The sequence below is a fragment of the Sphingomonas sp. TDK1 genome (assembly GCF_001650735.1).
GTDB lineage: Bacteria > Pseudomonadota > Alphaproteobacteria > Sphingomonadales > Sphingomonadaceae > Sphingomonas.
Window position 1 is genome coordinate 19442 of the sequence record NZ_LXVY01000025.1, and the last position, 25742, is coordinate 45183.

Genomic DNA, 25742 nt, shown 5'->3' on the forward strand with positions numbered 1-25742 from the left:
TCACTCCGCCGCAGCCGCTTCCTCCACCTCGCCCTCACCCGGCGCCGGCAGTTCCGCCGTCGGCGCCCGCGCGATCACGTCGACCGTGTCGATCGCGTCCAGCGCGCTGTTGCCGGTATCCACGTTGAGCGCCTGGAAGCGCCGCGCGGAGACCATCACCCGGCCTTCGAAGCTCGCGACGAACTTGTTGTAATTCTCCACCGCGCTGTTCAGCCCGCCGCCGACGCGCTTGAGGTGGCTCGCCGCCGTCGCCAGCCGCTCGTACAGTTCCTTGCCCAGCTTGCCGACTTCGCGGGCGTCCTCGGTCAGCTTCTGCTGGCGCCACATCGCCGCAACGGTGCGGGCGAGCGGCAGGAAGGCCGAGGGGCCAGCGATGATCACCCGGTTGCGCGCCGCGCGCTCCCACAGCTCCATGTCCACTTCCAGCGCGCTCGACAGGAAATTGTCGCCGGGGATGTACATGATCACGAAATCGGGCGCCTTTTCGAACTGCGCCCAATAGGCCTTGCGCGACAGCGCGTCGGCATGGGTGCTCATCGCTTTCGCATGGGCCTTCAGCGCCGCGGTGCGCTCCTCGGCGCTGGTCGCCTCGGCCGCCTGGAGATAGCCGTCGAGCACGCACTTCACGTCGACGATCAGCTGCTGGTCGCCCGGCAGGCGGATGATGAAGTCCGGCCGCAGCATCCCGTCCTCGGTGGTGACCGAGACTTCCGCCGCGAAATCGACATGGCCGGAAAGCCCGGCGATCTCGATCAGGTTGCGGAACTGCTGCTCGCCCCAGCGGCCGCGCGTCTTGGGCGCGGCGCGCAGCGCGTTGACCAGCTTGGAGGTTTCCGCGCGGGTCTCGCCCAGCCCGGCCTGCACGGCGCTGATCGCCTCGCGCAGCTGGCCATAGCTGTCGTTGCGGTCCTTCTCGACGCGGTGCAGCCCTTCCTCATAGCGCTTGAGCGTGGTGTCGATCGGCTGGAGCAGCGTGCGCAGCCGCTCTTCGTTCTTCTCGCCCGCCTGGTGGAAGCGCGCCTCGGCGCGCTCGAGAAAGGCGCGCTGCGTCTCGTCGAGCATCTTGGCGGCGGATTCGCGGAACTGGCCGGCCATCATCTCGCGCGCGTTGACGAACTCGGTGAGCCGCTCCTCGAAGGCGCCGGCCTTGGCCTTGAGCTCGGCCAGCTCGATGCGGGCGGCGTCGCGCTCGTTGCGGAGCATCGCGGCTTCCTCGCGCAGGCGGGGGAGCTGGGCGACGCGTTCCTCGGCCATGGCGAGATCGGTGATCGCGGCCTTGAAATCGGCCTCGCGCCGGGCGCTCTCGGCCCGCGCCTCGCTCGTGCCGCGCGCGCCGATCAGCCAGCCGACCACCACGCCCACGACCAGGGCAACCATCACAAAGGCAACGACGAACGGATCCAACGCCAAATCTCCCGGGGAACAGGACGCGAACTTACCCGTGCGCGGACGGGGCCGCAAGGGCGGGTGCGGTCGGTTGGGCGTGCGCGGGAGAGGGTTTGGTGGATAAGTGGCGGGGCGCCGTTACCCACGCATCGTCATTCCGGCGAAGCCGGAATCCATTGGGGTCCCCGTCACGGCTCAAGCCGAAACGGAGTGGCGAATGGAACCCGGCTTTCGCCGGGATGACGGCAGTTTGGGGGTGTGCGACGAGCCCTCAGGCCGCCTTGCGCGCCTTGTTGAGCTTCTTCAGCAGCATGTCGCGCTTGAGGCGCGAGAGATGGTCGAGGAACACGATGCCCTCCAGATGGTCCATCTCGTGCTGGATGCAGGTGGCGAGCAGGCCCTCGAACAGCTCGTCATGCTGCTCGCCCTTCTCGTCCAGCCAGGTCACCCGGCAGCGCGCGGGGCGCTCGACATCGGCGAACTGGTCGGGGACGGACAGGCAGCCCTCGGTATAGACCGAATATTCCTCGGCCGGCTCATGGATCTCGGGGTTGATGAAGACGCGCGGGTGCCGGATCGGCTTGCCTTCCTCGTCCTCTTCCTCCTGCAGGTCCATCACGATCAGCCGCTTGGGCACGCCCACCTGGATCGCGGCGAGGCCGATGCCCGGCGCATCGTACATCGTGTCGAACATGTCGCCGATCAGCGTGCGAATGTCGTCATCGACCGCCTCGACAGGGGTGGAGACGAGACGCAGACGCGGATCGGGTACTTCGACGATGGGGAGGATGGCCATCGCCTAAATTTAGGAGAGCGGGGCGTGAGCGTCAAGCAACCGGGCGGCGTGCGCGGAGCGCCTGGGCCAGCGTGCCCTCGTCGAGATAATCGAGTTCGCCTCCCACCGGCAGGCCGTGGGCGAGCTGGGTGACGCGGATCGGAAAGGCCTCCAGCCGTTCGGAAACATAGTGCGCGGTGGTCTGCCCCTCGAGCGTGGCGTTCATCGCAAGGACCACCTCGTCGATGCCGCCCGCGCCGACGCGTCGGACCAGCGCGTCGATGCGCAAGTCCTCGGGCCGCACCCCGTCGAGCGCGGAAAGCTTGCCGCCGAGCACATGGAAGCGGCCGGGGAACAGCCGCGCGCGATCGAGTGCCCAGAGGTCGGCGACTTCCTCCACCACGCACAGCGAACGGTCGTCGCGTCGCGGATCGGCGCAGATCGCGCAAGGGTCGTGCGTGTCGACATTGCCGCAGATGTGGCAGGTGGTGAGTTTCTGGCTCACCGCGCTGAGCGCCGCGAGCAGCGGGTCGAGCGTCGTCTCGCGCTTCTTGAGCAGGTGGAGCACTGCCCGCCGCGCCGATCGCGGCCCGAAACCGGGCAGCCGCGACAGGGCCTGGGTCAGCGCTTCGATTTCGGGAGAGGCCATATGCGTCACATAGGGGCTTGCATGCGCGCCTGCCAAGCGGTTGAGGGGGACACATGCGCATCCTGTTCATGGGCACTCCCGAATTCGCGGTTCCCGTCCTCGACGCTTTGGTCGAGGCCGGGCACGACATCGCCGCCGCCTATAGCCAACCGCCCCGCCCCGGCGGTCGGCGCGGCAAGGCGCTGACCCCCTCCCCGGTCCATGCCCGCGCCGAGGCACTGGGGATCGCGGTGCGCACGCCGCTCAGCCTCAAGGGTCCCGAGGAGCAGGCAGCACTGGCGGCGCTCGACGCCGATGTCGCGGTGGTTGCGGCGTACGGCCTGATCCTGCCCAAGACAGTGCTGGCCGCGCCACGGCTTGGATGCCTCAACGTTCATGGCTCACTGCTCCCGCGCTGGCGCGGCGCCGCCCCGATCGAGCGCGCGACCCTAGCCGGCGATGCCGAGACCGGCGTCGGCATCATGCAGATGGAAGCGGGGCTCGATACCGGCCCCGTGCGACTGGAAGGGCGCACGCCGATCGATCGCAAGACCGCCGGCGATCTCCGCGCCGAGCTGAGCACGATGGGTGCGCGACTGATGGTGCAGGTGCTGGCGGACTTCGACGCCTACCCGGCCGTCGCCCAGCCCGAGGAAGGCATCACCTATGCCGCCAAGATCGACAAGGCCGAGGCGCGGTTGGACTTCACCCGCAGCGCGGTCGAGGTTGAGCGGGCGGTACGCGCGTTCAACCCGGCACCGGGCGCGTTCTTCGAACTGAACGGCGAACGCTTCCGCGTCCATGCCGCCGATCTGGTCGACGCGCATGGCCCGGCCGGCACGGTGGGCGAAGACCTGCTGATCCATTGCGGCGAAGGCGCGATCCGACCGACCTCGATCCAGCGCGCCGGTCGCGGCGTGATGACGGTCGGCGAGCTGCTGCGTGGCTTCCCCATCCCGGCGGGAACCCAGCTTTGACGCGCTTCGCGCTCACGGTGGAGTTCGACGGCCGCCCGTTCATGGGCTGGCAGCGCCAGGATCACGGCCCGAGCGTGCAGCAGGCGATCGAGGATGCCGCTTATGCGGTGACCGGCGAAGATGTGGTGGTCCATGCGGCGGGCCGGACCGATGCGGGCGTGCACGGCCTCGGCATGCGCGCGCATCTGGACATCGCCAAGCCGATCGCCCCGTTCCGGCTGATGGAGGCGCTCAACGCCCGCATCCGGCCCAACCCGGTGGCGATCCTCGCCTGTGAGGAAGTTTCGGACGATTGGCACGCGCGTTTCTCGTGCCTTAGCCGTCATTACGAATATCGGATCATAACCCGTCGCGCACCGCTGACATGGGAAAAGGGACTGGCCTGGCGGCTCTCCGGACTATTGGACGTCGCTGCAATGCAGAAAGCAGCTACCTATCTGGTCGGTCGCCACGACTTCACCACCTTCCGCTCGGCCCATTGCCAGGCCGAAAGCCCGGTGCGCACCCTCGATCGGCTCGACGTCGTGGCATCGGGCGAACGGATCAGCGTGTTCGCCTCGGCGCGTTCGTTCCTGCACCATCAGGTACGCTCGATGGTCGGCTGCTTGTCACTGGTAGGCCAAGGCAAATGGATACCGGAGGACGTCCGCGATGCGCTGGAAGCGCAAGACCGAACCACGCTCGGACTCAATGCACCCCCGGACGGGTTGTTTTTCCTCCGCGCAGAATATCCTAGCGACTGAACTTCGCCGCCAGTTCAACATGCGTCGACCAGCGGAACTGCCCCACCGGCTGTACCCATTCCAACCGGTAACCACCTTCGCATAAAATCTCTGCATCGCGCGCGAACGTACTGGGATTACAGGATACATACGCGACAAGCGAAGCCTTGGAGGCGGACAGTTCGCCCACCTGTTCCCGTGCGCCGGCGCGCGGGGGATCGAGCACCACCACATCGAACCGGTCCAGCTCCGCGGTCGTCACCGGCCGACGGAACAGGTCACGATGATCGCCGAAGACCTGCCGCCCCGCCGCGCCCGCTGCGGCCTTTAGCGACAGGATCGCGTCGCGCGCGGCCTCGCCCGCATAAACGCGCGCCTTGTCCAGCGCGAAGGTGAAGGTGCCGAGCCCGGCGAACAGATCCGCCACGGTGCGCGCCTCGCCGACGATCTTGCGCACGGCCGCGATCAACGCCGCCTCCCCCTCCGGAGTCGCTTGCAGGAAGCTTCCGCTCGGCAGCGGCACGGCGACACCGCCCAGCGTGATCGTTACCGGCACCGGCTCCCAGCGCGCGGTGGGGCCGAAGCCCTCGTCGATCGCAAACCGCGCCAGCTTCTCGGCCTCGGCAAAGGCCGTGATCGCCTCGGCCGCGGCCAGCCCCTCCGGATCGATGCCTTCGACCAACACGTCGCGCCCCTGGTCGCTCAAGGCGAGATGCACGTTCACCCGCCGCGCATCAGGAAGGAGCGTTGCGAAGAGCCGGCGGAGCGGCGCCAGCAGCGCGAACAGTTCAGGCGCGAGGACATGGCATTCGCCTAGGTCGATCAGCTTGTGGCTGCCCGCCTCGGTGAAGCCGATCCGCACCTGCTTGCCGCGTCGCTCGGCATGGAGTGTTGCCCGGCGGCGGGTGCGCGGCGGCGAAAGCAGCGGCGTGCGGATTTCCGTCTCCAGCCCTTGCGCTGCAAGTGCGGTGCGCACGCGTTCGGCAAGGAAGCGGCTCCACACGGCATCGTCAAGATGCTGGAGCTGGCAACCGCCGCATTCCGGGAAATGCCGGCAAGGCGGTGCCTGATGGTGCGGGCCGAAGCGGATCGCGCCATTCTCGCCGACCCAGTCACCCGGTGCGGTGAAAGGAAAATGCCGGCCGTCGCTGGTCACCCCATCGCCCCGTGCGGCGACACGCACCACTTCGACTTCGCTCACAGACATTCCGAACACGCTTCCGCCAGTTGAGCGACGAGCTGATCGGCGAAAAATGCCGGGCCTGCAAGCTGCGCCGCGCGGCCGTGCAGCCATACCGCCGCCGCCGCCGGATCGACACCGCTGCCGCCCCGCCCTATCTGCGCCCCCAGCACACCTGCGAGGACATCGCCGGTACCCGCCGTGGACAGCCAGGGCGAGGCCCCGGCAAGTACGCGAACGCTACCGTCCGGCCCGGCGATCACCGTGTCGCCGCCCTTGTGGATCACCGTCGCACCGCTTGCAGCGGCAGCCTCAAGCGTACGTCCTATCTTGCTGCCCGAGCCGTTGAACATCCGGTCGAACTCGCCTTCATGCGGGGTGATCCAGACCGGTGCTTCCCGTGCCGCCAGCGCAGTCGCCGCGCCGGTGCCGAGCAGGCTGAGCGCGTCGCCGTCCAGCACGATCGGTTTTTCCGCCGCGAGCCCGGCACGCAAAAATGTCTCGGCGCGCCGGTCGCGGCCGAGGCCAGGACCGAGCACGATGGCGTCGATCCGGTCACCTGCAAGAAAATCGGCAAGGTCGTCCGCATCGTCGATCGTTCGGCGAACCAGCGCATCGGGCGCAGGGCCCGCCGGATCTGGCCCTGCCAACATGACATAGCCAGCGCCGCTCGCCATCGCCGCTCGCGCCGCAAGACGACCGGCGCCTGGCATCGCCCCTTCCACCACGGCTACCAACCCGCGGCTATATTTGTGGCTCTGTGGCCCAGGCGTGTCCAAAACCGGCCGCACCACCGTGCGCCACGCCCCGTCTGTCGCAATGCCAATATCCGCAAGCAGCACATGCCCACATCGCGAGAGACCGTCGTTTAGCACATGCGCTGGTTTGAGCGCACCCAGCGCCACGGTGGCATTCACGCCGCGCGGTGCGCCCAATTCCGCGCCGCTGTCGGTATCCATGCCGGAGGGAAGATCGATCGCCAGCGTAAAATCGGCACCACGCACCAATTCGCCCAGCACCGCCCCAATGCTACGGTCGACAGGGCGGGTAACGCCGATGCCGAACAAGCCATCGATCACGACCGGCCGGACCGGGGCGCCGTAGAGTGACGTGGTCGGCCCGTCCCAGCGCGCATGCATTCGCTCGGCTGCGCCCGGCTTCGGCGCACCCGATGCTGCGACCAGCACATCGAGCCCCGCCTTTCGCAAAACCCGAGCAACAACATAGGCATCCCCGCCATTGTTTCCGGGGCCTGCGAGCACCAGTACGGGCCGCCCCATGGCGAAGCGGATTGCCTCGCGGGCAATTGCCGCGCCTGCGCGCTCCATCAGTTCGTCCTGCGAGACACCGCGTGCGAACATCGCCTCTTCGGCGGCACGCATCGCGTCAGCGGTGAGGATCGGAGCGCCGGGCGGGATCATCCCCCTGCTGTAGCGCCCTTCCCGTTCAGGCGATAGCGCATGCCGCCAATGGTCAGTTCGACCTCGCCGCCGTGACGCCGGACCATGGCAGGCTCGGCGCCGTCCGCGGCGGAAAGCGAATTACCGTCGATCCGGAGGCGGCGAAAGCCGCCATCAGGGTGGCGGAGGATCAGCAGTCCATCACCATCGCGTTCAGCCGTGCAGACCGGCAAGAGGGTTTCCCCGACAGGCCCGCACGCAATCGTCTCCCCTGCTTGATGCGCGAGCTGCGGAGCCCGATCGGCACCGCAGCTCGCGACAGGCAGTAAGAGCAAGAGGCTAGATATCCGCGTAAACATGCCGCTCGGCCTTGGCACCTGGGTGCGTGACCGCGCCCTGGTAGGCCGGACCGACATTCTGCGAATAGCGATAGAGCGCCCCTGACTGGTAATCGTTCACCCGCGGCCGCCACCGCGCGCGACGCTCGGCCAGAACGTCTTCCGGGACGTCGAGATCGATCGTGCCCGCTTCGGCGTCGATGTGGATGGAATCGCCGTCCTCGACCAGCGCGATCGGACCGCCCTCGGCCGCTTCTGGGCCGACATGGCCGATGCAGAAGCCCCGCGTACCGCCCGAAAAGCGGCCATCGGTAATCAGCGCCACCTTCTCACCCATGCCGAGCCCGTAAAGCGCCGCGGTGGTCGACAACATTTCGCGCATGCCCGGGCCGCCCTTCGGCCCCTCATAGCGGATGATGATGACCTCGCCCTCGTTGATCTGGCGATTCTCCACCGCCTGGAAGGCATCCTCCTCGCAGTCGAACACCCGCGCCGGACCGGTGAACTGAAGCCGATGCATGCCCGCCACCTTCACGATCGCCCCTTCGGGCGCGAGCGAACCGCGCAGGCCCACGACGCCGCCCGTGGGGGTGATCGGCGTCTTCACGTCGTAGATCACCTTCTGGTCGGGGTTCCAGGTGACCTGATCGATGTTCTCGCCGAGCGTCTTGCCCGTCACCGTCATGCAGCTGCCGTCGAGCAGGCCATTCGCCAGCATCGTCTTCATCAGCATGTAGACACCGCCTGCCGCATGCATGTCCTTGGCGACATACGTACCGCCAGGCTTGAGGTCAGCGATGTAAGGGGTTGATTTAAATGCCTCGGCTACATCGTGCAGATCGAAGTCGATACCCGCTTCATTTGCCATTGCCGGCAGGTGGAGCGCGGCGTTGGTCGACCCCCCGGTCGCCGCCACGACGCGGGCGGCGTTGATGAAGGCGGCGCGCGTGGCGATATCGCGCGGCCGCAGGTTCATCTCGAGCAGGTTCATAACCTGCGCGCCGGCGGCAATTGCGATCTCTTCGCGGCTCTTATACGGTGCCGGGACCATGTTGCTGTTCGGCAACGACAATCCCATTGCTTCACCCACACAGGCCATGGTGTTGGCGGTGAACTGGCCGCCACAAGCGCCGTGTCCCGGACAGGCGACCTTTTCGAGTGCGGTAAGATCCTTGAGCGGGCAGTTGCCGGCGGCGAACTTGCCCACAGCCTCGAACACGTCGACAACGGTGACGTCGCGGTCCTCGAAACGGCCCGGCAGGATCGAGCCACCATAGACGAAGATCGATGGGATGTTGAGACGCAGCATCGCCATCATCATGCCCGGCAGCGACTTGTCGCAGCCGGCAAAGGCGACCAGCGCGTCATAGCAGTGACCGCGCACACTGAGTTCGACCGAATCGGCGATCACTTCGCGACTGACCAGCGAGGACTTCATCCCCTGATGGCCCATGGCGATGCCGTCGGTCACCGTGATCGTGTTGAAGCGGCGCGGCATGCCACCATTGGCGATCACGCCCTGACGGGCCGCATCGGCCTGAAAATCCAGGGTGGTGTTGCAAGGGGCACTATCGTTGCCCGCGCTCGCCACGGCGACGAACGGCTTGGCGATATCCTCTTCCGGGATACCCATGGCATAGTAATAGCTGCGGTGCGGTGCGCGCTCAGGCCCCACGGAAACATGGCGGCTGGGGAGCTTGGATTTATCGAATCGGTTGGTCATGGCGCGCAAGCCTATGTCGCGAGAACACCCTTTCGCGCAAGAGTGTTGCGCAGAAAAAGCGTAAGTGCCTCTAGCCTCTCCGCCCATCGCTGCACACCAACATCGTCGCGAATAAGGTCATTGCGGATTTCGATCGCGATCGAGGGAATGCCTTGCGCTTCGGCATGGCGATTCAGCGTCGCGTTCAGCAGGCGCCCGGAATAAGGCTCGTTATCCCCGGTCGCCAGCCCTAGGCCCCGCAACCACGCCACCGCCGGACGGGCAGCGCGTGCATCGCGATTGTAGAGGATGCCGATTTCCCAAGGGCGCTCGATGCCGCCTTGCTCAAGTCGCGGGGTGAAGCTGTGAATCGACAGGATCAGTCGGGGTCGCTGGCGCCGGACCTGGTCGCGCAACAACCGGTGATAGGGCGCGTGAAAGCGGGCGATACGCGCGCGCCGGTCCGCATCCGCGTTACCGGGAATGCGATGGCCGTCACTCGTCGCGGGAATCAGGCCAGCGTGGTCGGGTTCGCGATGAAGATCGATCACCAGCCGCGATACCGTGGCGAGGATGCCCGGCGCGCCGAGACGCGCCGACAGGGCCCGCGTCACGTCGGCAGCACCAATATCCACGCCGATGTGCAAATTCAGCAGCGCGGGGTCGATCCCCAGGTCGATATCCGGCGGCACTGCGTTCGATGCATGATCGCACAGCAGGAGCACATCGCTGGCAGCGCCCGGCAGCTGTTCCGCCACGCTCACGCGAACACCGGCGGACGACGCGCATGAAACGCCGCCAGTCCTTCGGCGAGTTCGGTACCGCCAAAGGCTGCGTCGAAGGCAGTATCGAGCCCGAGGTCCGAGGGATGGCGAAGCGCCCGCTTCAGTTGGCGGATCGCAGCGGGCGCGTTGCTCGCTATCCGTTCCGCCAGTGTGGCCGCCGCGGCCGCGGCGTCGGGCGAACGGCGCTCGACCAAGCCAAGACGTGCCGCGGCATCGGCATCGACGGTCTCACCGGTGAACAGCAGCGCACTCGCCTGCCCATGTCCAATCTGCGCCGCCAGCCGGACGACATCCTCGCGCGGATAGCCGAGCCCCAGGCGCGCCGGCGGAACCGCGAACTGCGCGGCGTCCCCTGCGATACGCAGATCAGTCGCTAGGATCAGTGCCACTGCAGCGCCGAAGCAGCCACCGTCGATCGCCGCCAGCACCGGCATCGGCAGCGCCGCGAGCGCTTCGATCCCACCGCGCATGGCGCGCCGGAAGCGGGTCCGCTCCGCGGGATTCGCCTGAAGGCCTGGAAATTCGCCGATATCGGCGCCGGCCGAGAAGGTTCCCGGCATGTCCGATAGCAGGATCACCGCGCGCGCCGCACCCAAGCCGGCAACCGCCGCGGCGAGTTGCTCCCAACCGGCGATTCGCACGGCGTTGCGCGCTGATCCCCGTGCGAGCGCGATCGTGGCGATCGGCCCATCCCAACGAACTTCGATCATGAGGAGGCTGTGCCCGATCCCAGCAGCCAAGTCACGCGATGGCGCGCGGGTGGACTCCGGCAAGGGAGCGCACCCGCGGGCCAAGGGCGGACGTTCGCGCTGCGTCAGATCCGCCGAAACCTATGTGTCTCAAAACGGTAAAGATTCGCTTACCGTCTCACACAAGGTGGGTCGCGGCCAACCACCAGCCGGGTCGCGCCAATGCCGTCGCGGCGGCGTCCCGTGCGGCATCAGAGTCAAACAGTGCGAAGCAGGTTGCCCCCGATCCCGACATCCGGGCGAGGCACACCCCAGCTTGCTTGCCAAGCACCGCCAGCACCGCATCGATTTCGGGCGCGATCCCTCGAGCGGGAAGCTCAAGATCGTTGCGGCCCGCTTGTGCCATCGACAGCAGGTCGCCCGCGCCGATCGGCCCGCGGTCTACGCCGTCCCAGGCGTTGAACACCGCGGCCGTGGAAACACCGACGCCCGGATTGACCAACAGTACCGGCATGCCTGTCAGACCCTCCAGCGGCGCCAGCTGCTCGCCACGCCCCTGCCCCAGTGCTGTTCGGCCGAGCAAACAGGCGGGCACGTCGGAACCGAGGCTGTCGGCAATCGCGAACAGGCGCGGGTCGAGAAGATCCACGTCGTGAAGCGTCGCCAGCGCGCGTAGGGTGGCAGCGGCGTCGGCAGAGCCCCCCCCGATGCCGGATGCGACCGGCAAGTACTTCTCCAGCACGATGCCATGCGCGCCGCCACCGAAGACGTCGCGGAACCGTGCCGCAGCATGGGTGACGAGATTGTCGCCCTCCCCCGCCAATATCTCAGCAAACGGCCCCGTAAGGCGGAAGCAATCCGCCTCCGCTGGCGTCACCTGCACGCTGTCACCGTACTCGACAAAGGCGAACAGCGTCTCCAGCTCATGATAGCCGTCCGGTCGGCGACAGCGGACATGAAGCGCGAGGTTGAGCTTGGCGCGCGCAGGCTCGATGACGGTGCGAAGGTCTGGCATCGAGCCCCACTAGCGCGATCACGAGGCGCCCGTCAGCCCCTCGTTCAGCTTGCGGGCGATACGCGCGGCATCGGCCGGCGCAGCATGAACCGCTGCGGCACGCCAAGCATACCGCGCCTCGAACGCGCGACCCAACTGCCAATAGGCGTCGCCCAGATGCTCGTTTGCGGCAGTGCCGGCAGGATCGTTTCGTGTCGCCGCCTCCAGCAGCGGAACCCCGCGCACTACATCGCCCTGCCGAACATAGGCCCAGCCCAGCGCGTCAGCGACCTCTGCGTCCTGGGGCGCGATCCTCCGGGCGCGTTCGAGCAGGCGCACCGCTTCCCCCGCGTCTCCGCCATGCTCGATCAGCGCAACGCCCAGCGTCCGAAGCGCCTCGACGCGGTTCGGTGCAAGCTCGGCCGCCCTTCGGAGCTCTGGCAAGGCCTGGTCCCAGCGCCCCGCCTGCTCCAGCGCCAGGCCATGATCGAGATGCAGATCGGCGCTCCCCTCGCCGCCGCGCCGCAGCGCCTCGCCATAGACCCGGGCCGCGGCATCGTGGCGGCCGGTATCGTTCAGAAGTTCGGCATAGCGCTCCACTTCCATCGGTGTTGCCCGGCGATCCTCGGCAAGCGCCTTGGCGTCAGCCAGCGCTGCTTCCGCGCGACCAGAATCGCGGAACACCGAGATTCGCACCCCGGCGGCACGACGGGCGAACGGACTATCCTTGGGGACAGCCGCCAGCGTCTGCAGCGCGAGGTCCTCCGCGCCCGCGCCATGCAGCGCCTGGGCCAGCAGGATGCGCGAGCGCTGCTCGTTGGGGTCGAGGATCAGCGCGCAGCGGCTGAGCACGATAGTCAGCACCGCCATGCGGTCGCCCCCCAGATCGCTCGCCATGGCGCGAAACAGGCGGGAAATGCCGTAGCTGATCGTTACCGGCCGCGCCGGCCCCAGGGTTCGCGCCACCGCCTCCAGTTCGGGCCCGGCGGCATCCAGCAGAAAGCGGCCGCCTTCCCGGCCGCGCACCGTTGCGAGGTCGATCCGAGCGTCCTCGTCGCCGTCGCCGGCCAGCGCCGCCATCGCCGCCAGCGCGGCGGAGTCGTCCTTGCCCTGCGCCATCAGCAGCAGCGCCCGCTGCGTGGCAGCATAACGGCGGGCGAGCGCACCCATATCGGCGCGGTCGAGTACGGCAACACCGTCCAGCCCGCGCGCCTGCGCCAGCCACGCGGCGAAGATGGGCATAAGGAAATCGAACGGGGTACCCTTCAGCCGCTTCACGGCATCGGCTGCACGGGGCTGATCACCCGCCGCGAGCGCGACGGTCATGTCGACCAGCGCGGCATCGGGTGGGGGGGCGCCCGCCTTCTCCATTACCGCCGCTGCGCGGGTCACGAGCGGTACGTCGCCGGCCATCAGCGCCTGGCGATAGGCACGAAGCGCAATTACCGGATCGTCGGGCGCCACCGTCAGCGCCCGGCCATAGCCCTGCGCTGCAATCGCGGCCGCCCCCGAAGCATCGGCGGCACGGGCGCGGACATAGTCGGTAAGGTCGGCCGTCTGCGCCGCTGCAGGAAGGGCCAGCAGCAGCGCGAAACCGGCGCTACATGTTCGGATAATTGGGACCACCGCCACCTTCGGGCACCACCCAGTTGATGTTTTGGGTAGGATCCTTGATGTCGCAGGTCTTGCAGTGCACGCAATTCTGCGCGTTGATCTGGAAACGCAGATCATCGCCTTCCCCTACGACCTCATACACACCCGCGGGACAATAACGCTGCGCAGGCTCGGCGTACATCGGCAGATTGTACCCAATCGGAATATCCTTGTCCTTCAGCGTCAGATGGACCGGCTGGTCCTCCTCATGGTTGGTATTCGAGACGAAGACCGAGGAGAGCCGATCGAAGGTGAGTACGCCGTCGGGCTTGGGATAGTCGATCTTCGGCGCTTGGTCGGCACGGAGCAGCCCCTCATTGTCGGGCTTATGCTTCATCGTCAGCGGCCAGCGCAGACCGAGATGCTCGCTCCACATCGCCGCGCCCGCTAGCAGCGTGCCCCACGTGTCGCCGAACTTCTTGACCAAAGGCGCCACGTTGCGGACGCCGCGGAGTTCCTTGTAGACCCAGCTCGCCTCATAGGCTTCCGGATAGGCGGTTAGTGCGTCGCTCGAACGACCGGCCTGGATTGCCGCGAAGGCCGCCTCGGCCGCCATCATCCCGCTCTTCATCGCGGTATGCGTGCCCTTGATCCGCGGTACGTTGAGGAAGCCGGCACTGTCGCCGATCAGCGCAAGGCCCGGCGCAACCAGCTTCGGCACCGACTGCCAGCCGCCGTCGGAGATTGCCCGCGCGCCGTAAGACACGCGCTTCGCACCCTTCAGGAGTTCGGCGATCTCCGGATGCGTCTTCCAGCGTTGCATTTCCTGGAAGGGCGACAGCCATGGGTTCTTGTACCCCAGCCAGACGACGAAGCCGATCGCGACCTGGCCGTCCGCCTGATGATAGATGAACCCCCCGCCGTTGCTGCCGTCAGTCAGCGGCCAGCCCTGGGTGTGGATCACCCGGCCCGGCGCGTGCTTGGCGGGGTCGATGTCCCACAGCTCCTTGATGCCGATGCCATACACCTGCGGCTGGCTCTCGGCGTCCAGCTCGAATTGGCGGATCATCTGCTTGGACAGGTGTCCGCGGCAGCCCTCGGACAGGAAGGTGTATTTGGCGTGGATCTCCAGACCAGGCTGATAGTCCGGCTTGTGCTCGCCGTCCTTGGCTACGCCCATGTCGCCCGTGGCGACGCCCTTCACGCTGCCGTCTTCGTTGTAGAGCACCTCTGCGGCGGCGAAGCCCGGGAAAATCTCCACGCCGAGCTCGCCGGCCTTCTCCGCCATCCAGCGGCAGAGATTTCCCAGGCTGCCCGTGTAGGTGCCCTTGTTGTGCAGATAGGGCGGGGTAAGAAACTCCGGATAGGCGGACTTGCCCTTCTCACTCAGGACCCAGTGATGGTTCTCGGTCACCGGCGTGCGCGCCAGCGGGCAGCCATCGTCGCGCCAGTTCGGCAGCAGCTCGTCGAGCGACTTCGGATCGACGACCGCGCCCGACAGGATATGCGCGCCGACCTCGGAGCCCTTCTCCAGCACGCACACCGAGAGCTCGGCACCCGCCTCGTTCGCCAGCTGCTTGAGCCGGATCGCCGCGGAAAGACCGGCAGGCCCCGCGCCGACGATCACGACGTCATAGGGCATCGACTCCCGTTCGCTCATCCTTGTTCCCCTAAGTCCTTCGTACTAACACGGCCCTTGCGGCCACCTGTCGTCGTGCCCGCGCAACGTTCCGTCTATCCGGCGATGAAGCCAGATTGACCCCGCCGTCAACTGGGATTCAAAGAATGGGTATGGGGGCAGAACCAGACAATAGCTGGCACAGGTCGCTCGCAAGCGCACTCGAATGGTGGGATTCCGCCGGGGTCGACGTGCTTGTCGAGGACGAAGTGCGCGACTGGTTCGCCAAGCCCGCGCCGCACCGCACTGCGCCGCAGCCCGAGCCTGCCGTAGCGGCGCCCCTGCCCGCAGCGTTTCCGCAGACATTCCAGGAATTCGTCGCTTGGCGCACCGGCGACGCAGCGCCCGAAGCAGGCTGGCACAGGCCGTTCGTAGCGCCTGCGATCGTGCCGGACGCAGTCTGGACTATTTTGATCGATATGCCCGAACCCGAAGACAGCGATACGCTTTGGGGCGGCCCGGCCGGCGCCCTGCTCGACCGAATGCTCGCAGCAGTGGGCCTGTCACGCGACTCGGTGCAGCTCGTGCCGCTTTGCTTCGCGCGCCCCTTGACCGGCCAGATGCCGACCAATGCTGCATCGACACTCGTCGAACTCGCGAGCCAATTCCTGTCGTTCGTCCGGCCAAAGAAGCTGCTGCTGCTCGGCCATGCGGCGACCCGTGCGGTTCTCGGGGCGGAAGCCTGGCCGCCGGAACTTCGTTTGCACGACGTTAACCGCTACGAAGCCAATACCCAGGTGGTGGCGACCTACCATCCGCGCTCATTGATCGAGCGACCGGCCGCCAAGAGCGAAACCTGGAAACATCTGTTGCTGCTGAGCCGGGGACCGAGCCTTTGACCTTGCGCATCCTGCTTGCCGCCACGCTGATGACGGCGCCGATCGCCACGCCGGCCTTGGCCGCGTTGCCCGACGACACCGGCCCCATGGTCATCGACGAGGACGCCCCTACCCCCGCTGCCGCCAAGCATAAGGGCGACGGCATCCCGCCGCAGCTAGATGCCGATCAGCGCGCCGATTACCGCTTCGTCTTCGATGCCATTCGCAATGGCCGTTGGGCGGACGCCCAGATCAAGCTCGACTCGATGAAGCCGGGCCCGCTCCACGCGATCGCCCGCGCCCAGCTCTACACCGCCAAGGGCTCGCCGCGCGTCGAGGCCGACCAGCTGGTCGCGCTCATCACCGAAGCGCCGGAGCTACCCCAGGCCGAACAGCTCGCCCGCCTTGCCAAGACGCGCGGCGTGAGCGACCTGCCGACGCTGCCGGTCGCCCAGCGGCTGATCTGGTTCGACGGCGCGCCGATCCGCAAGCGCGCCCGCTCGGTCCGCAGCGACAATGCCGCGACCGAAGTCGCCATCCTTATGTCGCCCTATGTGAAAGCGGACAACGGCCCCGCCGCCGAGGCGGTGGTGGCGCGCTTCGCCAACGAGTTGACGCCCGAGGCGCTGACCGAATGGCAGCAGAAGGTCGCCTGGATCTATTATGTCGCCGGTGACGACGCCAATGCCCGCCGCATGGCGGCCAAGGCCGAGCAGGGCCTGGGCGAATGGGCCGCGCAGGCCGATTGGGCCGATGGCCTCGCCGCGTGGCGCCAGCAGGATTGCGCCGGCGCTACCGCGGCTTTCGAACGCGTCGCCACTCGCGCCAGCGATACCGAGCTGCGGGCCGCCGGGCTGTTCTGGGGCTCGCGCGCCGAAATGGCGTGCGGCCGCCCCGATCGCGTCGCTGCCAAGCTGCGCGCCGCCAGCCAATATGGCGAGACCTTCTACGGCCTGCTCGCCCGCTCCAGCCTCGGCCTCGAGGAACAGCGTCTCGAGGGCGACCGGTTGGTCAGCAAGGACTGGGCCGCACTCGAGCGCCGGCCGAACATCCGCGTCGCCGCCGCGCTGTCGGAAATCGGAGAAACCTCGCTCGCCGACCAGGTGCTTCGACACCAAGCAAAATTCTGCACGCCGGACGATCATGGTGCGCTGACCCGCCTCGCTGCCGAACTGAGCCTGCCCCAGACCGAGCTGTGGCTTGCGCATAACGGCCCTGCTGGCGCCAAGCCGATCGTCGAGGCGCGCTATCCGGTGCCGAACTGGTCGCCCGATGGCGGCTGGCGCGTCGACCGCTCGCTGGTATTTGCGCATACGCTGCAGGAATCGAGCTTTCGCACCGAGGTCCGTAGCGCGGCGGGTGCGATGGGCCTCATGCAGGTGAAGACGGGCGCCGCTATCGACGTGGGCCGCCGGCGCGGCGTGACCTATGCCGCCAGCGACCTGACCAAGCCCTCGGTCAACATGGAGATCGGCCAGTCCTATCTCGAGCAGCTGCGCGACATGCCGCAGACGCAGGGCCTGCTGCCCAAGGTGATCGCGGCGTATAATGCCGGGCCCAGCCCGGTCGACGCCTGGAATCAGGCCTCGCGCGACGGCGGCGACCCGCTGCTCTATATCGAGAGCATCCCCTATTGGGAAACGCGCGGCTATGTCGTGACGGTGCTGCGCAATTACTGGATGTACGAGTTGCACGACGGCAAGCCTTCGCCGAGCCGCGTAGCGCTCGCCGCGGGCATGTGGCCGCGGTTCCCGGGCATGGCCGGGGCCAAGGCCCTCAAGCTCAAGACCCGGCGCGCACCTGCGCTGACCTTCCCGGCGCCGCAGCCGGTGGAACCTTCGCCGATCCAGCAGCAGTTCCAGCTGCCCGCCACCGGCGCCACCGTTGCGATCAGCGCCGCCAAGCTGCCGAACGAGGTCGCGCGTGGCAATTGACGAGAGCATCGCCTTCCGCCCCGTCCGCATCGCCGTCCTCACCGTCTCCGACACCCGCACGCTGGCGGAGGATCGCTCGGGGGACCGGCTGGTCGAACGACTGACCGAGGCGGGCCACCTACTCAGCGACCGCGCGATCCTGCGCGACGATGTCGATACCATCGCGGCACAGTTCGAAGCCTGGATCGCGGCACCGGGCGTCGAGGTGATCCTCGCCACCGGCGGCACCGGCGTGACCGGCCGCGACGTCACGCCTGAGGCGCTGGCGCGGGTGTGGGACAAGGAGATCCCCGGCTTCGGCGAGCTGTTCCGCTGGCTAAGCTATGCGAAGATCGGCACCTCGACGATTCAGTCGCGCGCCACCGCCGGAGTCGCCCGCGGCACCTATATCTTCGCGCTGCCGGGATCGACCGGCGCGGTCACCGACGCTTGGGACGGCATCCTCGCCACCCAGCTCGACATCCGCCACAAGCCCTGCAACTTCGTCGAGCTGATGGGGCGGCTGCAGGAACGGTAAGCCGCTCCCGCCTCCAGCCGTGCCCTTGTTCTGATCGTGCCCCTGCAAAAGCAGGGGCCCAGGGCCACGAGCGACGTCCTATCCTACCCTGGCCCCTGCTGCCGCAAGGGCACGGGTGCGGCGATCACCCTCCACACTTCAATCCACCATCACCCACGCCGCGAGCTCATGCCCCTGCGGATCGCGGAAGTGAAACCGCCGCCCGCCGGGAAAGCTGAAGATCGGCACCGTCACCGTGCCGCCTGCAGCTTGCACCGCCGCCAGCGTCGCCTCCAGATCGTCCACCGCGATTACCGGCAACAGCTGCGTCCGCCCCTGCGCATCGCCATCGAGCCCAACGTCCGTATCGCCGCTCATCGTCGCGGCATAGCTCGGCCCGAAATCGGTGAACTGCCAGTCGAACACCGCGCCATAGAAGCCCTTGAGCACGCCGACGTCGCCCGCAGGCAGTTCGAGATAGTTCAGCCGCGCCATCATCCATTCCCCTCAATGTTCTTGCTTCGTTCTACCGAGCAGCCTAGCATCGCGCAATGGCAAAGAGTCGCCCCGTTCGCGGCGCCACGTTCAACGACGCGAGCGCGCGCTTCAATCTCCCCGCTCGCGAGGCGGACGGCGACTGGCTCGACGCGCAGGAAGCGATCGACGGCACCCCGCCGCCGCTCCGCACCACGGTAACGGTCGAAACGCCGCGCACGATCATCAGCCGCAACCAGTCGCCCGATATCAGCTTCGAGCAATCGGTGAACCCCTATCGCGGCTGCGAGCATGGCTGCATCTACTGCTTCGCGCGGCCAAGCCACGCCTATCTCGATCTCTCCCCCGGCCTCGACTTCGAGAGCAAGCTGTTCGCCAAGCCGACCGCGCCCGATCTGCTGCGCGCCGAACTGGCCAGGCGCGGCTATGTCTGCAAGCCGATCGCCTTCGGCACCAACACCGATCCTTATCAGCCGATCGAATCGACCTGGCGGATCACCCGCGGCTGCCTGGAACTGCTCGCCGAATGCCGTCATCCGGTGACGATCACCACAAAGTCCAACCGCGTGGTCAAGGACCTCGACCTGCTCGCGGCGATGGCGGCGCAGGGGCTGGCGGCGGTGATGCTGTCGGTCACCTCGCTCGACCCCAGGATCGCGATGACGGTGGAGCCCCGCGCGCCGCATCCCGAGCGCCGGCTGGCGGCGATCCGCACGCTCACCGATGCGGGTGTGCCCGTGTTCGTCTCGATGTCGCCGGTGATTCCGCACGTCACCGATCACGAGATGGAGCATATCCTTGAGCGCGCGGCGGAAGCGGGCGCGCGCGGCGCCTTCTTCCTGCCGGTGCGGCTGCCTTGGGAAGTCGCCCCGCTGTTCCGCGCCTGGCTCGACGCGCATTTCCCCGATCGCGCGGGCAAGGTGATGGCGACGATCCAGTCGATCCGCGGCGGCAAGGACAATGATCCCGGCTTCTTCGCCCGGATGCGCGGCCAGGGTCCCTGGGCCGAACTGCTGCGCACGCGCTTCAATCGCGCCGTAAAGCGCTACGGTCTCGACGGCGAGCGGATGCGGCTGCGCACCGACCTGTTTCGCCCGCCCGCCGGGCCGCAGGGGGAGCTATTCTAGCGGCAGGGTAGCAGAGAGACCTTAGCCCGTCGCTCCGAACCAGCGCCGGATAGTCTTTCTCCAGTGATCCAGCAGCGTCTCGCGGCGGCAATAGCCACACGCCGCACGCACAGCGGCAACGCGATCGTCCGGGTCGCCCGATCCGGGATTGGCCGAAAAATAGCGCGGATATTTGTCGGCGACGTGGTGGAAGTCCGCCGCGTCCGCAGGTGTCTGGCCGGCCTTGATGGTGACGTTGGGCCAGATCTCGGAATAGGTGGCGTTGAGTTCCAGCCAAGGCGCGGCACGCGGCTCGTTGTCGAACACGATCGCATCGATCGGACAGGCCTCGATGCAACAACCGCAATCCACGCATTCGCGCGGATTGATCACCAGCATCGTATCACCTTCATAAAAGGCGTCGACCGGGCAGACTTCCACGCAATCCATGTACTTGCACTTGATGCAGGCATCCGTGATCACCCCGGTCATGGTGCAACCGCCCCTCTTCTCGCCCTAGGATGAGGAGGTTGCACCACGCCACGCCGGTTCGGCAAGCAGCCCTGGCTAGCGCAGCAGCGCCAAGGGCACCGCCCCCGCCATCGCGGCATAGCCCGCAACCGAGGGATGCAGCCCGTCGCCGCTGTCATAGTCCTTGCGCAGCCGCTTTGGGTCCGCAGGGTCGCGCATCGCCGCGTCGAAATCGATTACCGCGTCGAAATTGCCGGGCGTGCGGATCCAGCGATTGACCGCCTGCCGGTCGGCCTCGTTCTGCGCATCGGGATGATAATAGCCCGAACCCGCATAGGGCATGATCGTTGCGCCGATCGCCTTGATGCCGCGGGCATGCGCGCGCGCGACGATCTGTCGATAGGCGTCGATCATCCGCACCACCAGCGCGGCATGGGCTTCGGCCGGAACCGGCGCGTCACGGGTCAGCGTGCCGAGGTCGTTCACGCCTTCCAGCACGATCAGGTGCGTCACGCCCGGCTGGCTGATCACGTCATGGTCGAAGCGAGCAAGCGCGTTCGGCCCCAGCCCGTCGTTGAGCAGCCGGTTGCCGCCGATGCCCGCGTTGAGCACCGCAACCTCGCCCATCCCCGGCGCCGCGCGCAGCCGGCGCTGGAGCGCGTCGGTCCAGCGGGCATTGGTGTTGGGCTTCACGCCATAGCCATCGGTGATCGAATCCCCGAACGCGACGATCGCGCGCGCCTTGGGGGCCACCGCCTCGATACCGGCAATCTGAAACCAGTGGTCGAACGTCTTTGCCCCTGTCAGGTCCGCATCGCCGCCGTGACTGCCATGCACCAGATAGGACGTCGCGCGCGAGCCCGGATGGCCGGTCTGCTGCGCGGGCGCCTGAACGAAATGGATGGAGATCGCCAAGTCTGAACCGCCAGCGCTTTTCAACGCGACAGGGTCGCTCCAATAATCCGCGCCGGCCGGAATGATCACCGCGGTCGCGCCGCCGAAGCGCAAGGTTCGCAACGTCGTCGTGTCGATGCGCGGGCTCGCCGCATCCACCGCGCGGGCGATCGTCGCACCATCAATGGCTAGCGGTGCGCTTCCGAAGCGATTGGAAAAGCGGACGCGCATCTGCGTCGCGGGCGCCTGCAGGCGAACGATCTGCCGTAGCGTCGCATCCGCAAGATCGGCCGCTGGCAACGCATTTTGTGCGTCGAGCGCCAACTGCGAGGTCCACCACGTGGTCGTCCAGCGATCCATCGGCGTTGCCTGCGCCGTCGCCGCCGCGAGCAGCCCCACCGCGACCCATCGCAGCATCTTTGCCATGCAACCTCTCCCAAAACGTTGATAGCGGTACCATAGTCTCGAAGTGCCACGGAGCAACCGTTTCCACCCTCGCGCTGTGCTATTGCGGCAAGGCAGCTGGAGACCTAAGCAATCGCCTTCATCGACCAAGGACACCCGATGCGCGCGCTTCTCTTCGCTTCCTCTGCCTTGCTCCTCCCCATCGCCGCCTTCGCCCAGACAGCCGCCCAGCCCACCGGCAAGCTGCCCGATGCAGCTACCCCCGTCGCCTATCGGCTCGATTTCACTATCCTGCCCGATCAGGATCGGTTCAATGGCCATACGGAAATCGACGTCGACCTGAAGACGCCGGCCAGCAGCATCTGGATGCATGGTCGCGGTTTGCATATTGCCAAGGCGGTTGCGCGCAGCGGCGGCAAATCCTTCACCGCGACCTTCACCCAGAAGAGCCCCACCGGCCTCGCGCAGCTGGACTTCGGCAAGCCCCTGCCCCCTGGCCGCCTCACTTTGGTGTTCGATTACGACGCGGCGTTCGGTACCGGCACGCAGGGCCTCTACCATGTGAAGGTCGACGACGCCTGGTACAGCTGGACCCAGTTTGAATCGATCGAGGCGCGCGCCGCCTTCCCGTCCTTCGACCAGCCCGGCTACAAGACTCCCTTCACCGTTTCGATTACGACCAAGCCCGGCTTTACTGCAGTCAGCAATGCGCCCGAAGCCGGCACCAGCAAGGCCGGCCCGCTGGTTCGCCACCAGTTCGCGCCGACCAAGCCGCTGCCAACCTACCTCGTCGCGCTCGTCACCGGCCCGTTCGCCACCACGTCCACCATGATCCCGCCAACCCCGCAGCGTAGCACGCCCATGAAGCTGGGCGTGGTCGGCACCAAGCCCAATGCCGGCGAGCTTGCCTTCGCGCGCGACGAATCCGGCAAGATCGTGTCGCTGCTCGAAAACTATTTCGGCCAGTCCTTCCCCTTCCCCAAGCTCGATCAGATCGGCTCGCCGATCATGCCGGGCGCGATGGAGAATGCTGGCGCGGACATCTATGGCGACGGCATCCTGTTCCTCACCGAGAAGGATTCGAGCGAGCGCAAGCAGGAATTCGGCATGGTCGTCGCGCACGAGCTGGCGCACCAGTGGTTCGGCGATCTGGTGACGCCCGCCTGGTGGGACGACATCTGGCTGAACGAAAGCTTCGCCAACTGGATGGGTTATCGCATCGGCAATGAATGGCGCCCGGGCCTGCACATCGAGCTCAACGCCATCGAGGAAGGCTTCGAGGCCATGGACCTCGACGCGCTCGCCGCTGGCCGTCCGATCCACCAGCCGATCCAGAACGATGGCGACATCGACGCCGCCTTCGACCAGATCACCTACGGCAAGGGTGGACAGGTCGTGGCGATGATCGCGGCGTACATGGGCGACGACGCTTTCCGCGAAGGCGTTCGGCTCCACATGAAGCGCCATGCCTATGGCAATGCCAGCACCGACCAGTTCTTCGCCTCACTGGCCGATGCCGCGCACGATCCACGCGTGCTGGGCGCGCTCAAGAGCTTTGTCGATCAGCAGGGCGTGCCGCTGGTGACGCTGCATCGCGAGGGGAATGCCCTCACGGCCACCCAGTCGCGTTACGGCTTCTTCGGCGCCAACCTGCCGGCCGAGCAGTGGCTGGTGCCGCTCTGCCTCCGCCAGGGCGACGTGAAGGGCTGCACGCTGCTCGACAAGCCGAGCATGACCGTCTCCGCCAAAGGCAGCGGCGCGCTCGTCCCCAATGCCGGCGGCTGGGGCTATTACCGCTTCGAGCTGGATCCGGCGGATTGGGATGCGCTGATCGCCGCCACCCCCAGCCTGCCCGCGGCCGAGGCCATTGCGGTCGACGACAGCACCTGGGCGAGCTTCTATGCCGGCCGCAGTCCCGTCACCCGCACCATTGCCCTCACGCGCGCGGCGGCCAACCATCCCTCGACCAAGATCGTATTCGACAATGCCCATCGCCTGCGCGACCTGGAGAAGAGAGGCCTGATCTCCGCAGACGCACTGCCGGCCTACCGCAAGCTGTTCGTCGAGCTCTATGGACCGATGCTCGCCAAGCTAGGCTTTGACCCCGCAGCCGATGCCTATGCCAAGGAGGGAGCCGATCAGCAGGAACTGCGCCGGGACCTCGTCAGCCTCGTCGCGGTGGCGGGACAGGATACAGCGACCCGCGGCAAGCTCCTCACGGCATTCGACGCCTTCGTGGCAGGCGAGGAGAAGGCGCTCGACCCGGCTTGGCGCGGCATGGCGGCGGGCATCGCGCTCAGCGAGCGCGGCGTGCCCTTCGCACAGCAACTGCTGGCAAAGAGTGTTGGCAAGCCTGCGCTGTTCCAGGCGCTCGGCCAGGGCATCACCGCGTCGAACAATCCCGATGTTGCACGCTGGTTCCTGAACGACTTCAAGGACCCGCGCGTCGACGCCCGCCAGCGCCTGTTCACCGTCGCCGGCTTCCTGAAATCGCCTTACACCCGTGATCTCGCCAGCGATTTCATGATCGCCCATTTCGACGATTTCGTGAAGAATGGCGGCGGCGGGGGCGTCTTCTCGGGTCGTGCGGCGCAGATGTTCGGCGCGCTGTGCTCGAAAGCACAGGCCGATGCGGTGGATGCCAAGCTGCGGCCGACCACCAAGGGAAGCACGCTCAATCTCGATCGGGCGATCGAGACGATCCGCACCTGCGCGCGTTTCCGCGATGCCAAGGCCGGCGAAGTGAGCGCGGCGATTATCGCTGGAAAGTGAGTAGCGTCGGGGGGAGGCCAGCGGCCTCCCCTTGGATTCTGTGGGCAGCCGCCGTCGGTTTCCTGCAACGCTGGCGGCGCTAGGGCAAATATCGGCGCGGTAAAGCGCCCGCGACAGCCCCACTTTCGGCGACCAGCGATGCCCCTGGGCGTCCTAACCAGCCCGCTTACGCAATCGTCCGATATTGTGGAGAGGGGCTTAAATACGCCTCTCAGGCGTGACGCCAGCGCCAGAGAAGCATCGGACGGGCAAGCGCCAGCCCTATCAGGAAGCCGCCGATATGCGCCCAGATTGCGACGGAAACGCCGCCCTGGAGGAAGGCAAAGCCCATCAGCAGGTTCACACCGACCCAGGCAGCCGCCAGCCAGGCGATATGAACCACCTGCGCAGGAATCGGACCGACCGCCTTTGCGCGCTGGCGGCCATAGAGAAGCGAATAGGCGCCGACCACCGCAGAACTTGCGCCGCTTGCGCCGATCATGGGCACGGTCGCCATCGGACCTGCCAGCCACTGGGCGCCGCACGCCGCGTAAGCGCCGATGAGATAGAGCGCCACCAAGCCCTTGGCGCCGATGGCGCGCTCCGTTTCCTTGCCGGTGAACGCCAGCATCAGCATGTTCATGCCGAGATGGGAGAGGCCGCCATGGATGAGCGCCGAGCTGAGCGGTGTCAACCAGACCGTAACCACCGGCCCCGACAGGATCAGCCCGCCCGAGACCCGGGCGGGGATAAACCCCGCCGCATATTGAATCTGCACCGCGTTGGGCGCGAAATTGGCGATCAGGCTCACCGCCACCGTGACGGCGACGATCACCGTCGTGGCGCTGAACTTCGGCATGGCAGGGCTCAGATGAACTCGACCTTCGATACCAGATAATAGCGATCGCCCGCCGGCACCGAAACCTCGACCTCTTCGTCCACCTTGCGGCCGATCAGCGCGCGGCCGATCGGCGAGTTGTACGAGATGCGGCCCTTGCTGGCATCCGCCTCGGTCTGGCCGACGATCTGGTAGGTCACCGGCTTGTCGTCCTCGTCGAGCAGCGTCACGGTCGCGCCGAATACGACCTTGTCGCCCGAGAGCTCCTTGGGATCGATGATCTGGGCGCGGCTCAGCTTGTCCTCGATGTCGGCGATGGTCGCCTCGACCTGGCCCTGCCGCTCCTTGGCGGCATGATATTCGGCGTTTTCCGAAAGATCGCCATGGGCGCGCGCTTCCTCGATCGCGTCCACGATCAGCGGCCGCTCGGCCTTCAGCCGCTTCAACTCCTCGTTGAGCTTCTGATAGCCTTCCGCCAGCATCGGCATCTTCTCGACGGTCGCCATAACGCCCTTGTCCTTCAATACACCCCCGGTACCGACCGTCGCCCAAAAACGACGTCCGCACACTTACATCGGTTGGGGAAATCCATTGTGCGAACGCGAATAGTAAGTCGGAGCACGAAAAACATCAAGGCGGGGGGCGGAAAACGCAAGATTTAGCCAACTAAGCCCCTCCCCTTTAGGG

At 66.9% G+C, this 25742-nt stretch carries 23 protein-coding genes and 1 pseudogene; 7 read left to right on the forward strand and 17 right to left on the reverse strand.

Translation table 11 applies throughout. The features are described from left to right. From A7X12_RS13495 to recR, 3 genes are all read right to left on the reverse strand, one after another. Positions 1-1404 (reverse strand): DNA recombination protein RmuC, encoded by a 1404-nt coding sequence (locus A7X12_RS13495; RefSeq protein ID WP_198162032.1) that lies wholly within the window; start codon positions 1402-1404, stop codon positions 1-3. Between the two features lie 253 nt (positions 1405-1657). Then, a complete protein-coding gene (def, locus tag A7X12_RS13500; RefSeq protein ID WP_064312101.1) occupies positions 1658-2182 on the reverse strand; it encodes a peptide deformylase in 525 nt (174 codons plus the stop codon). A 31-nt stretch (positions 2183-2213) separates the two neighbouring features. Further along, positions 2214-2810, reverse strand: a complete 597-nt coding sequence (gene recR, locus A7X12_RS13505; protein ID WP_064312102.1) for a recombination mediator RecR — start codon at positions 2808-2810, stop codon at positions 2214-2216. Between the two features lie 53 nt (positions 2811-2863). On the opposite strand from recR, the gene fmt reads away from it, so the two are divergent. Both fmt and truA read left to right on the forward strand, forming a co-directional pair. Continuing rightward, the gene (gene fmt, locus A7X12_RS13510; protein WP_064312103.1) at positions 2864-3766 is read left to right on the forward strand and encodes a methionyl-tRNA formyltransferase; all 903 of its coding nucleotides are present in this window, start codon (positions 2864-2866) and stop codon (positions 3764-3766) included. Beyond that, entirely contained in the window at positions 3763-4509 is a 747-nt protein-coding gene (truA, locus tag A7X12_RS13515; protein WP_064312104.1) for a tRNA pseudouridine(38-40) synthase TruA, read from the forward strand. Before fmt ends, truA begins: the two co-directional genes overlap by 4 nt. Here truA and A7X12_RS13520 read toward each other — a convergent pair. The 9 genes from A7X12_RS13520 to A7X12_RS13560 form a co-directional block, all read right to left on the reverse strand. Beyond that, positions 4499-5689 carry a class I SAM-dependent RNA methyltransferase gene (locus A7X12_RS13520; RefSeq protein ID WP_198162033.1) on the reverse strand — a complete coding sequence of 397 codons (1191 nt, stop codon included), beginning with the start codon at positions 5687-5689 and terminating at the stop codon, positions 4499-4501. The two genes, truA and A7X12_RS13520, sit on opposite strands and share 11 nt — an antisense overlap. Then, positions 5686-7089 (reverse strand): bifunctional ADP-dependent NAD(P)H-hydrate dehydratase/NAD(P)H-hydrate epimerase, encoded by a 1404-nt coding sequence (locus A7X12_RS13525; RefSeq protein ID WP_064312106.1) that lies wholly within the window; start codon positions 7087-7089, stop codon positions 5686-5688. Before A7X12_RS13525 ends, A7X12_RS13520 begins: the two co-directional genes overlap by 4 nt. Further along, complete coding sequence (locus A7X12_RS25145; protein ID WP_232318504.1) at positions 7086-7301, reverse strand: hypothetical protein; 216 nt, start codon at positions 7299-7301, stop codon at positions 7086-7088. The genes A7X12_RS13525 and A7X12_RS25145 overlap by 4 nt, the downstream gene beginning before the upstream one ends. A gap of 106 nt (positions 7302-7407) precedes the next feature. Then, positions 7408-9129 carry a dihydroxy-acid dehydratase gene (gene ilvD / locus A7X12_RS13535; RefSeq protein ID WP_064312108.1) on the reverse strand — a complete coding sequence of 574 codons (1722 nt, stop codon included), beginning with the start codon at positions 9127-9129 and terminating at the stop codon, positions 7408-7410. A gap of 11 nt (positions 9130-9140) precedes the next feature. Further along, a complete protein-coding gene (locus A7X12_RS13540) occupies positions 9141-9872 on the reverse strand; it encodes an N-formylglutamate amidohydrolase (protein WP_064312109.1) in 732 nt (243 codons plus the stop codon). Further along, entirely contained in the window at positions 9869-10603 is a 735-nt protein-coding gene (locus A7X12_RS13545; protein ID WP_064312110.1) for an enoyl-CoA hydratase/isomerase family protein, read from the reverse strand. The genes A7X12_RS13540 and A7X12_RS13545 overlap by 4 nt, the downstream gene beginning before the upstream one ends. 157 nt (positions 10604-10760) lie before the next feature. Next, a complete protein-coding gene (locus A7X12_RS13550; protein WP_064312111.1) occupies positions 10761-11597 on the reverse strand; it encodes a 4-(cytidine 5'-diphospho)-2-C-methyl-D-erythritol kinase in 837 nt (278 codons plus the stop codon). An 18-nt stretch (positions 11598-11615) separates the two neighbouring features. Beyond that, the gene (locus tag A7X12_RS13555; RefSeq protein ID WP_232318505.1) at positions 11616-13202 is read right to left on the reverse strand and encodes a tetratricopeptide repeat protein; all 1587 of its coding nucleotides are present in this window, start codon (positions 13200-13202) and stop codon (positions 11616-11618) included. Further along, positions 13177-14829: an electron transfer flavoprotein-ubiquinone oxidoreductase gene (locus A7X12_RS13560; RefSeq protein ID WP_064312112.1), complete on the reverse strand. Its 1653-nt coding sequence runs from the start codon at positions 14827-14829 to the stop codon at positions 13177-13179. The genes A7X12_RS13555 and A7X12_RS13560 overlap by 26 nt, the downstream gene beginning before the upstream one ends. Before the next feature lie 125 nt (positions 14830-14954). Here A7X12_RS13560 and A7X12_RS13565 point away from each other — a divergent pair, with 125 nt between their 5' ends. The 3 genes from A7X12_RS13565 to moaB are packed head-to-tail and all read left to right on the forward strand — an operon-like array spanning position 14955 to position 18116. Next, positions 14955-15686, forward strand: a complete 732-nt coding sequence (locus tag A7X12_RS13565; protein WP_232318506.1) for a uracil-DNA glycosylase family protein — start codon at positions 14955-14957, stop codon at positions 15684-15686. After that, on the forward strand, positions 15683-17599 hold the full coding sequence (locus A7X12_RS13570; RefSeq protein ID WP_064312114.1) for a lytic transglycosylase domain-containing protein: 1917 nt from the start codon (positions 15683-15685) through the stop codon (positions 17597-17599). The genes A7X12_RS13565 and A7X12_RS13570 overlap by 4 nt, the downstream gene beginning before the upstream one ends. Beyond that, positions 17589-18116 carry a molybdenum cofactor biosynthesis protein B gene (moaB, locus tag A7X12_RS13575; protein WP_064312115.1) on the forward strand — a complete coding sequence of 176 codons (528 nt, stop codon included), beginning with the start codon at positions 17589-17591 and terminating at the stop codon, positions 18114-18116. The genes A7X12_RS13570 and moaB overlap by 11 nt, the downstream gene beginning before the upstream one ends. 138 nt (positions 18117-18254) lie before the next feature. Here moaB and A7X12_RS13580 read toward each other — a convergent pair whose 3' ends face one another. Continuing rightward, positions 18255-18590, reverse strand: a complete 336-nt coding sequence (locus A7X12_RS13580; RefSeq protein ID WP_064312227.1) for a VOC family protein — start codon at positions 18588-18590, stop codon at positions 18255-18257. Between the two features lie 56 nt (positions 18591-18646). Here A7X12_RS13580 and A7X12_RS13585 point away from each other — a divergent pair, with 56 nt between their 5' ends. Further along, entirely contained in the window at positions 18647-19717 is a 1071-nt protein-coding gene (locus A7X12_RS13585; protein ID WP_064312116.1) for a PA0069 family radical SAM protein, read from the forward strand. Between the two features lie 132 nt (positions 19718-19849). On the opposite strand, the pseudogene A7X12_RS13590 reads toward A7X12_RS13585, so the two are convergent. Both A7X12_RS13590 and A7X12_RS13595 read right to left on the reverse strand, forming a co-directional pair. Then, positions 19850-20188: pseudogene (locus A7X12_RS13590) on the reverse strand (DUF3470 domain-containing protein); the annotation flags it as partial. A gap of 75 nt (positions 20189-20263) precedes the next feature. Further along, positions 20264-21487: an SGNH/GDSL hydrolase family protein gene (locus A7X12_RS13595; protein WP_064312118.1), complete on the reverse strand. Its 1224-nt coding sequence runs from the start codon at positions 21485-21487 to the stop codon at positions 20264-20266. Positions 21488-21625: 138 nt separating this feature from the next. On the opposite strand from A7X12_RS13595, the gene A7X12_RS13600 reads away from it, so the two are divergent. Then, positions 21626-24238 (forward strand): M1 family metallopeptidase, encoded by a 2613-nt coding sequence (locus A7X12_RS13600; protein ID WP_064312119.1) that lies wholly within the window; start codon positions 21626-21628, stop codon positions 24236-24238. 211 nt (positions 24239-24449) lie between these two features. Here the strand turns inward: A7X12_RS13600 and A7X12_RS13605 are convergent, their stop codons facing one another. Next, complete coding sequence (locus A7X12_RS13605) at positions 24450-25076, reverse strand: rhomboid family intramembrane serine protease (RefSeq protein WP_064312120.1); 627 nt, start codon at positions 25074-25076, stop codon at positions 24450-24452. Between the two features lie 8 nt (positions 25077-25084). Next, a complete protein-coding gene (gene greA, locus A7X12_RS13610) occupies positions 25085-25561 on the reverse strand; it encodes a transcription elongation factor GreA (protein ID WP_064312228.1) in 477 nt (158 codons plus the stop codon). Positions 25562-25742 lie beyond the last annotated feature (181 nt).